This is a genomic window from Salmonella sp. SAL4457 (genome assembly GCF_046548235.1).
GTDB lineage: Bacteria > Pseudomonadota > Gammaproteobacteria > Enterobacterales > Enterobacteriaceae > Salmonella > Salmonella enterica.
Window position 1 is genome coordinate 1 of the sequence record NZ_JBGDZO010001364.1, and the last position, 234, is coordinate 234.

The following is a 234-nucleotide window of genomic DNA, read 5'->3' on the forward strand; positions in this document are numbered from 1 at the left end:
CGAGGCGTACCGACTCCCCGGTCTTGGGGTTGCGACCGACGCGCGGGGCGCGGTAGTGCAAGGAAAAGCTGCCGAAGCCACGGATCTCGATCCGGTCCCCGGTCGCCAGGGCCTGGGACATTTGCTCCAGCATGGTCTTGATTGCCAACTCGACATCCTTCGCGGACAGTTGCCCCTGATGGGTCACGATCCGTTCGATCAACTCCGACTTGGTCATGGTTTTCCCTTCTTTTT

General features: G+C 60.7%; 1 protein-coding gene. It reads right to left on the reverse strand.

Going from position 1 to position 234, the window contains the following annotated elements; translation table 11 throughout:
- Nucleotides 1-217, reverse strand: a 217-nt coding sequence (gene ihfB / locus ACLJNW_RS28620; protein WP_410962064.1) for an integration host factor subunit beta, incomplete at its 3' end; no start/stop codon positions are given.
- Nucleotides 218-234 lie beyond the last annotated feature (17 nt).